Source organism: Salinimicrobium gaetbulicola (assembly GCF_042676025.1).
In the GTDB taxonomy this organism is placed as follows: Bacteria; Bacteroidota; Bacteroidia; order Flavobacteriales; family Flavobacteriaceae; genus Salinimicrobium; species Salinimicrobium gaetbulicola.
On sequence record NZ_JBHTJP010000014.1, the window covers coordinates 1 to 8,962 of the forward strand.

At 32.8% G+C, this 8,962-nt stretch carries 10 protein-coding genes; all 10 read left to right on the forward strand.

All coding sequences use genetic code 11. The features are described from left to right. The first annotated feature begins 264 nt into the window (after positions 1-264). Positions 265-759: a hypothetical protein gene (locus ACFQ1G_RS01185; RefSeq protein ID WP_380736409.1), complete on the forward strand. Its 495-nt coding sequence runs from the start codon at positions 265-267 to the stop codon at positions 757-759. Positions 760-913: 154 nt separating this feature from the next. Then, complete coding sequence (locus ACFQ1G_RS01190) at positions 914-1,420, forward strand: DUF4348 domain-containing protein (protein ID WP_380736410.1); 507 nt, start codon at positions 914-916, stop codon at positions 1,418-1,420. Between the two features lie 167 nt (positions 1,421-1,587). Then, positions 1,588-2,082 (forward strand): hypothetical protein, encoded by a 495-nt coding sequence (locus tag ACFQ1G_RS01195; RefSeq protein WP_380736411.1) that lies wholly within the window; start codon positions 1,588-1,590, stop codon positions 2,080-2,082. Positions 2,083-2,234: 152 nt separating this feature from the next. Further along, on the forward strand, positions 2,235-2,597 hold the full coding sequence (locus ACFQ1G_RS01200) for a hypothetical protein (protein WP_380736412.1): 363 nt from the start codon (positions 2,235-2,237) through the stop codon (positions 2,595-2,597). Between the two features lie 168 nt (positions 2,598-2,765). Then, on the forward strand, positions 2,766-3,596 hold the full coding sequence (locus tag ACFQ1G_RS01205) for an alpha/beta hydrolase (protein WP_380736413.1): 831 nt from the start codon (positions 2,766-2,768) through the stop codon (positions 3,594-3,596). Positions 3,597-3,745: 149 nt separating this feature from the next. Further along, a complete protein-coding gene (locus ACFQ1G_RS01210; RefSeq protein ID WP_380736414.1) occupies positions 3,746-4,297 on the forward strand; it encodes a hypothetical protein in 552 nt (183 codons plus the stop codon). Positions 4,298-4,495: 198 nt separating this feature from the next. Continuing rightward, positions 4,496-5,197 carry a hypothetical protein gene (locus ACFQ1G_RS01215; protein ID WP_380736415.1) on the forward strand — a complete coding sequence of 234 codons (702 nt, stop codon included), beginning with the start codon at positions 4,496-4,498 and terminating at the stop codon, positions 5,195-5,197. A 158-nt stretch (positions 5,198-5,355) separates the two neighbouring features. Further along, entirely contained in the window at positions 5,356-6,021 is a 666-nt protein-coding gene (lepB, locus tag ACFQ1G_RS01220) for a signal peptidase I (protein ID WP_380736416.1), read from the forward strand. A 160-nt stretch (positions 6,022-6,181) separates the two neighbouring features. Then, complete coding sequence (locus ACFQ1G_RS01225; protein WP_380736417.1) at positions 6,182-7,960, forward strand: ATP-dependent nuclease; 1,779 nt, start codon at positions 6,182-6,184, stop codon at positions 7,958-7,960. Between the two features lie 154 nt (positions 7,961-8,114). Then, positions 8,115-8,756: a hypothetical protein gene (locus ACFQ1G_RS01230; RefSeq protein WP_380736418.1), complete on the forward strand. Its 642-nt coding sequence runs from the start codon at positions 8,115-8,117 to the stop codon at positions 8,754-8,756. Positions 8,757-8,962 lie beyond the last annotated feature (206 nt).

Here is an 8,962-nt window from a genome sequence, read left to right on the forward strand (position 1 = left end):
AACGGAGAAAAAGTAGAATTAACTGGCGGAGGATTCACATTGCCTGTATCTGTACAATAACTTGGCACAACATCGGTTAACGAGCAAATAGCGGCAGACCCTTCTAAAATGACATTTTTAACTACCTTTAAAAAGATAACTTAAGCGACAAATAATCGTTTCCCAGGTCCGCTACTTGCGTTAACCGGGAACGTTGTGCGCAATATTATTATGAATAGAACTGAAAAGAAAAAATTAACTTCTACGGAAAAAAATATATTGAGAATGAAAATTCTTGTTCTCTTATTTTTTAAACCTGCAGGGTTTGGAATTTTATTCTCAGTTATGTTATATTTTTCTGTTCCTCTGAATCCAGTTTATCCCGATTTGTATGAATTGGAAATATACCCAACTCTTAATCAATATTTTAATCACGCTGCCGAATCATTCACAAAACTACTACCGATCTTTTTTATAACTTACTTTATTTCATTTATATACTATTTTATCACAAACCATAAATTAATTTTGGATTTAGGGTTAGATATAATTAGTTCAGAAAAAACATTAGGTCAATTTCGAATTGAAACAAAGTATAAAAAATGGAATAAATATTACATTGAAACAAACGACTCCCGTTTTGTAAAACTGAAAACAAATAAAACAGTGTATGATAAAATTATAATTGGTGAGGATGTTGACTTAATAATTTCTAAGTCAAACAGGATTTATAGATATAATCCATTGATTGAGAATTTTCGAATTGATAAGCTGATTTAAATACTGCGCACAACATCGGTTAACGAGCAAATAGCGGCAAACCATCGCAAAATGACATTTTTAACTACCTTTAAAAAGATAACTTAGCCGACAAATCACGTTTCCCAAATCCGCTACTTGCGTTAACCGGAGACGTTGTAGGTAAGCTAAAAAAATGAAAAAAGGACTGATAATTATATTGACTTTAATAATCGGATTTGGACTCGGATGGTGGTTTAATGAAATGAACAGATTTGCTGAAGCTGTAGTTGCGGACACCAATAATCCTGAATTGGATTTAAAGGATTCAATAATTACAATCAAAAAATCAGACATTGAACAAGAAGACTTTGACCGCTTCTTTTACAAATTTATGATTGAGCCAGATTTTCAAATTTCAAGAGTGAAATTTCCACTTGAATTTGTAGGTTTCAAGGATGGATATCCAGGAAGTGATACAGACACAGTCTATTTCACAAAAGACAAATGGCAACACAATTCCTATTACTTAGACAAACAGTCTATTCCAATTATCTACGACAACTATCAAATGAAATTACAAAACACTAATGAACGTGTATTTGTATGGACAGGTGTAGAAAATGGAATTAATGTGAAATCATTTTTTAAAAGAATTGACGGTAAATGGTATTTGATAAAAGTTGAGGATCTCTCGACTTGAAAAATAAAAAGCCTACCTACAACATCGGTTAACGAGCAAATAGCTGAGAACCGTTCAAAAATAACATTTTTGACTACCTTTAAAAAGATAACTTAACCGACAAATTTGGCGTTTCCCAAAACCGCTACTTGCGTTAACCGGAGACGTTGTACACCATTTGAGGAAATATGAAAATACTGACAATAATTACACTTTTTTTATTTATTAATTCTGGAATTATAGAGAATAATTGCGTTGATAATGTGAAAATCGGAATGGATATTTCTGATTTTTTAGAAAGTAAGAGAGAAATTTATAAAGTCAAAGAAGAAACAATAAATCTTGAAGGAGATGACTATGCTATTTTTAATGTTTACGAAAACTCTGAATTAATTTATTCTGTAGAACCTGACGAAAACGGAGAAAAAGTTTGGAGGATTTGGCTATACGGACAGAAGTTCAAAACAGAATTAGGAATTGGTATAGGCAATACTCTTGCTGACTTAAAAAACAAATATACCATTGACGATATATCAACAGCCGAGGGAAGTGTATTTATCTTGGTCAAAGAAATTGAAATTGGTTTTGAATTAGATGGCTCTAAAATCCCAAGAGAATGGTGGAACGAAATGAAGCTTGAGGAATTGAAAAATGATTTACCAATAAGTTTAATTATAATATAAAAACGGTGTACAACATCGGTTAACGAGCAAATAGCGGACGAGCCTGCTGAAATGACATTTTAAACTACCTTTAAAAAGATAACTTAACCAACAAATAATCGTTTCCCAGGTCCGCTACTTGCGTTAACCGGAGACGTTGTGCCTAATTTGAAATGTCCAAAAGAATTCTCATATCAATTCCAATTGTCCTAATAATAATCGGACTGATTTATTTCAATCTTCCTTTTGAAGTAACTCGAAAAACCGACATTGAATTTGGAAACAAGCTCGTTGAAAGAATTGAAGCGTTTAAAAAGGAAAAAGGACAACTTCCGACTCCAAACGATTGGATGGCTTTAGAAGAACTCGGCTTCAAAACGGAAATGCTCGGAACTGACCCGACTTATGAGAAAATAAATGAAAATGAATTCGAACTAATCTACCTTGAAGGATTTGACGGACCATATCTTCTTTACAACTCTAGACAAAAGCATTGGAAGATTGATTTCCCAACAATTCCCGATAGATGGAAATAAAATAAAAAAAACTAGGCACAACATCGGTTAACGAGCAAATAGCGGCAGACCATCAAAAAATGACATTTTTGACTACCTTTAAAAAGTTAACTTAACCGATAAATTTCGTTCCCCAGGTCCGCTACTTGCGTTAACCGGGGACGTTGTAGCCAATTTGAACAGAAACTTATGAAGCAAATAATACTAAGTGTAATTCTACTACTGACATTACAAATTTCCTACGGTCAAGAATTAGCCGAAAAAATTAGCGAAACCGAATTTGCAATTGGTAAGGCTCTAAAAATTAAATCGCAACTACTGAATGAAACGAGAGATTTAAATATTTATCTGCCTCTAGATTATTCGCAGGATAGTTTAAAAACTTATCCAGTGATATATTTACTTGATGGGTCAAAAGATGAAGATTTTATACATATTTCTGGGATTGTTCAATTTGGTTCTTTTTCTTGGATTAATATGATTCCTGAATCAATAGTTGTCGGTATTGGAAATGTGGACAGAAAAAGAGATTTTACTTATCCTTCTCAAAATGAACTTGACAAAAAAGAATTTCCAACATCTGGAAAATCAGAGAACTTTATCTCTTTTATTGAAAAAGAACTTCAACCATTTATTGATTCTACATACAGAACAACGGAAATAAAAACAATTATTGGACAATCATTAGGTGGACTATTAGCGACAGAAATTCTATTTAAAAAACCTGACCTCTTTGATAATTATATTATTGTAAGTCCGAGTTTATGGTGGGATGACGAAAAACTTTTAAACTTTCAATCGACATCCTACAACTCAACTAAACGGATTTATATTGCTGGTGGAAAAGAAGGAGAAGTAATGGAACGGACAGCAAAAGAATTATATGACAAGCTCAAGAAAAACAAGAAGCAGAATACGAATTTGTTTTACAAGTTTTTAGAGGATAAAACACACGGAGACGCTTTACATATTGCTGTTTATGATGCATTTGAGAAAATATTTGAACAAAAAAAAGAATAAAGGAAACTGGCTACAACATCGGTTAACAAGCAAATAGCTGCAGACCATTTAAAAATGACATTTTTGACTACCTTTAAAAGATAACTTAACCGACAAATAATCGTTTTCCAGGTCCGCTACTTGCGTTAACCGGAGACGTTGCCAACAATTTGAAAAAGATTCTCGCCATAGTAATTCTGTTCTCTTTTTGTGCTTGTGCGCCCCAAAGTGATATTTCCAATCCAAACGGACTTTTCAATTCTAATGAAGAAGCGGATTTGAATATGATAGTAGCGGAATTTGATAAGACTCTTATGACAGAGTTCGGAACAAAATCAAAAGCGCAAGCTTACGCGGATTTCTCTGACGTGGTTTTACAAAAAGGAGGAGTTCCTAATTTCCAAGGATTGCAAAAATTAAGCACGAACTTATTCACATTATCGGTATTTAATGAGATTTGGATAAACACAAGAAACAATAATCAAGAGGATAGAAAAGAAACAATAAACCTAAATGCAAAAGGCAAATATTTCTCCTATTTGGAGAGCATCGGTGAAAACTCTGAATTAATTAAAAAGTACAAAGAAAATTTTGAGATTGTCAATGACATCCAACCATCAGTTATTGCAGGTGTATCGAGAAATGTTGAAACTTTAGATTTAAAAGATCCGGATCATAGGTTATTTCTTGCAATTCATTATCTGACTTTAATAAACAGATAAAAAAACTGTTGGCAACATCGGTTAACGAGCAAATAGCGGAAGATCCTGCTGAAAATAACATTTTTGACTACCTTTAAAAAGATAACTTAACCAACAAAATACGTTTCCAAGTCCGCTACTTGCGTTAACCGGGAACGTTGGGCGTAATATCACAAAACCGACCACTAAGAAATAAAACACACTCACTTAATATAAATTATGGGATTTTTTGACAAACTTTTTGGAAAGAAAAAAAGAGAAAATAATTCGGAATATAAAAACGAAACAGAAACTGTTGAATTAAAAGAAGGAGACAAATTTGTTTCAACGGGTGACAATATTGGCTATAAAATTTCAAGAGACTTAACTGACCAACAAAAAGAGAGAATTGAAAAATCAACTATTTTGCTACGAACAGGTCAACTTTATATGCATTATTGGACAGATAATTTAATTTGTACTGACAAAAACGACCAAGAATGGCAAAATAAAGTAATGTTTTTTTGGAAAGCAGAAGAACCATTTCCGAAAAAATCTCTTCCACCAATTTTTGAGACTTTTAAAGTCAAACACTTTTTATTTGAAGGCGATACTTCAAATATTTCAGTACAAGTTGGACAGGCAATGCCTTGGTTTGGAATGCCTGGACTTGGAGAAAAACACGTTTGTGAGATAAATGGAGAAAAAGTTACAATACCTGAACTTAACAAACTGGGAAAAGTAAACTATATTGAACAAATAGATTTAACAAATGACAACTTGGAGATTCTAACCGACAAAGAGAATTATTTCTTCTTGATAGACGAAAGGTTGACACCATTCAAAAATGGAAATTTTTATTTGAATGAAAAACCAATACCAATTAGTTTAGCATATAGTGTTGGTGGAATTCATATTATAAGAAAAACTGAATTAGAATAATAAAATACTACGCCCAACATCGGTTAACGAGCAAATAGCGGGAGATCCTTTAAAAATGACATTTTTGGCTACCTTTAAAAAGATAACTTAACCGATAAATTCGCGTCCCCTACTCCGCTACTTGCGTTAACCGGAGACGTTGTGCGTAATATTTGAACATGATATTTACTAGAAAAAAAACAGCTTTAATAGTTGGGTTAATCCTCGGAATATTAATTCTTGTTAAACATTCAGGTATATTGAATTGGATGTATATGCCAATTAATACAATGGAACCAAACATTCAAAAAAATTCTACTGTATTAATTTCTAATATTCCTAAAATAGAGAACAGTGATATAATAATCTTTCGAAAAAAAGAATCCGGTGATCCTTATGTTTATAGGATTGTGGGTATGGAAAACGATACTATTTTAATTAAAAATGGAATACTTTATAGAAATAATAAACGAGCAGATACAAATTATGAGGTAATTTATGACTATAAAGTATCAAAAGAAGTATTTCATAAGATTAAAAATTCTAAACACATTTACCATCCTTTTTTTTCAACACAAATAGCTTATATGGATACGCTTTTGGTTGCAGCTGATAAAAATTTTGCAGTTAATCATAATTTAACCCGTTATATTATTGACAAACAAGATGTAGAGGAAGAGATTAAAAACCAATTTCAAAAAAATTGGAATAGAGATAATTTTGGACCATTAATTATTCCTGCAAAAAAATGTTTTGTCATGGGTGATAACAGAGGGAACTCTTGGGATTCAAGATATTTCGGACTGATCGATAACAATCAAATTATTGGAAAAGTCATATTCTAGAAATACTACGCACAACATCGGTTAACGAGCAAATAGCTTAGATCCTTCTAAAATGACATTTTTGACTACCTTTAAAAAGATAACTTAACCGATAAATCACGTCTCCTAAGTCCGCTACTTGCGTTAACCGGAGACGTTGTGCATAATGTAAACCAAACAAATGGGCCACAAACTAACCGAATTAAAAGTTGAAAATTTTAAATCAATTAAATCACAGGAATTTGATATATCTGATTACACACCAATGGTTGGATATAACAATGCTGGTAAAACTAACATACTAGAATCAATTAAGTGGGTACTTCAAAAAAGCACTTTGAAAATCGGTGATTTTAATGACCCTGAACTTCCAGTCATCGTAACTGCCAAAATAGATGGAATAACAGAAGAATTGCTTGAAAATTTAAATCAAGGTCACAGAAATAGAATAGAACCATTCCTTGACCAAGAAACTCTATCTGTACGAAGAATACAGCCATTACCTACTTCGTCTGCTGGACAAATAAGACTTGAAGTTCTAAATCCACAAGCAGAAGATGAGGCCGAAGAATGGCAACCAAATCCAGCTGGAATTGACAACGCCATAAAAGCCCTGTTTCCTGACCCAATTCATATTGGAGCAATGGAAAATTCAGAGGAAGATGTGAGTAAATATAAAACTAGCTCAACAATCGGAAAATTACTTTCAGAAATTATTGGTCCGATTGAAGAACAATATGGAGACCAGGTTAGGAATGCTCTTAAAGGGCTTAAGGATATTTTAGATGCAGATGGACAACATAGAGCACCTGAACTTACAACTTTTGACGAACAAGTAAATGGCAAGCTAGATGCATTTTTTCCTGATATAAATATAAAGGTTCACGTTCCGACACCAGAATTAAAAGAAGTTTTCACAAAAGGAACGATAAAGGTTTATGAAAACCAAAATGAATTAGGTACAGATGTTTCTGCTTTGGGCCACGGAGCACAACGATCAATCCAAATGACTCTGATAAGACATCTTGCAGACCTAAAAATAAATGATGGTGAACAGACAACAACAACTTTATTATTAATTGACGAGCCCGAACTCTATTTACATCCACAGGCAATTGAGATTTTAAGGGAATCTTTAAAAACTTTATCAACTCAAGGTTATCAAATTATATTTTCAACGCATTCACCATTTATGATTACAGAAAAAGACGTTGCGAATACAATTTTGATAAGAAAAAATCAAGAATTAGGCACACATAAAAGAAACTCTCTAAAATCTGCAATACCGACGGTTGAACAAGATGCTCAACATCAACTTACACTAATGTTTGCTTTAAGCAATTCAAGTAATATTCTATTTTCTGAAAGGGTAATTCTTGCAGAAGGAAAAACTGAAAATAAACTATTGCCTTTTCTTGTAGATACAATATCAAATAGAACTTTAGCTTTAAATAAATGTGCTTTAGTTCAACAAGGAGGTTCAGGGAATACAAAAAAGTCAATGTTAGTTTTGAATACAATGGATTTGCCCTGTAAAGCTATTGTAGATTTGGATTATGCATTTAAGCACGGAGTTTCAGATGGCTTTTTGCAAGCTGACGACCCTGATATAGCCGCCTGCATCGCTGAATTAGCTTTGTTAGCACCAGCAAACGGAATTACTTTAGATAATGGCTTGCCAACAAATAAAAACAGTTCAATGTCGGCAGCAGAAGCTTTTGCATTATTAGCGCAAAGAGCAAATGTTCAACAAAACATTCTAAATTTAAAAGCAAAATTACAAGCTCAAGGAATATGGATATGGACTAAAGGAACAATAGAGAAACATCTAAATATCAATGGAAAAACCGAACAAGCTTGGGCTAGATTCAAAAGTGATATTGAGACAAATGGAATTGAAGCTACTCTTCCAAATGACCACGCGGAAGTTAGGGCTTGTATAAATTGGATACTAAATTAAAACACTATGCACAACATCGGTTAACGAGCAAATAGCGGAAGAGCCTTCAAAAATGACATTTTTAAGTACCTTTAAAAAGATAACTTAACCGAAATATTTCGTTTCCAAGGTCCGCTACTTGCGTTAACCGGATACGTTGTGGCTAATTTAACAAATGAAAATACTTCAAATCATATTAATTTTTTTGATTTTCCTAAGCTTAAAAGTTAATGGACAAGAGAAGATAATCTTTCACGAATTTTCACCGACAGCCTCAAGTTGGAACATTCTTAAATGGAATATTAAGAATCAAAATGAAAAAAGGTGGGTAGTTAAAGAAACCGTTGATTCCATTGGACGAGTAATAAAACTGGAATTCTTGAAAGATGGAGAAATTATTCCTGACCCTCTTTGCTATTTGGCTAGTAAAGTAACTTTTGAATACAAACAAAATCAGGTGATTGAAAGACTATATCATGATAATAACGAAATCCTCGCAACGGAGTGTGAAAATTGGTTCAAGTCAATTTATCATTTGAATAGCCAAAATAAAATTGAAAAGATTGAACGTTTTTCCAAATATGATTTTACAAATATTGACTCAACCAAAATAGAAAAATGGAAGACTGACTGGGCGCCCGAATATATAATAGAAACGCCCGATTCTTCAATGTTACAAATTGAATACTATTATCATTCGTTTGCAAAAATGGGCGGCATTTATCCTGTTTCAGAAAATTATATTCTTGACGAAGAGAGTTATTATTTCGGAGATGAACCTGAGAAAAGCTCAATAAAAAACGGATTAAAAAACTAGCCACAACAGCGGTTAACGAGCAAATAGCGGCAGACTCTTCTAAAATGACATTTTTGACTACCTTTAAAACTATAACTTAACCGACCAATTTGCGTTTCCCAGGTCCGCTACTTGCGTTAACCGGAGACGTTGTGCATAATTTTTCATGAGATATTATATTTTTAATAGTAAAAAATCTTTGATTCAAAAACGACTGATTTTTGACA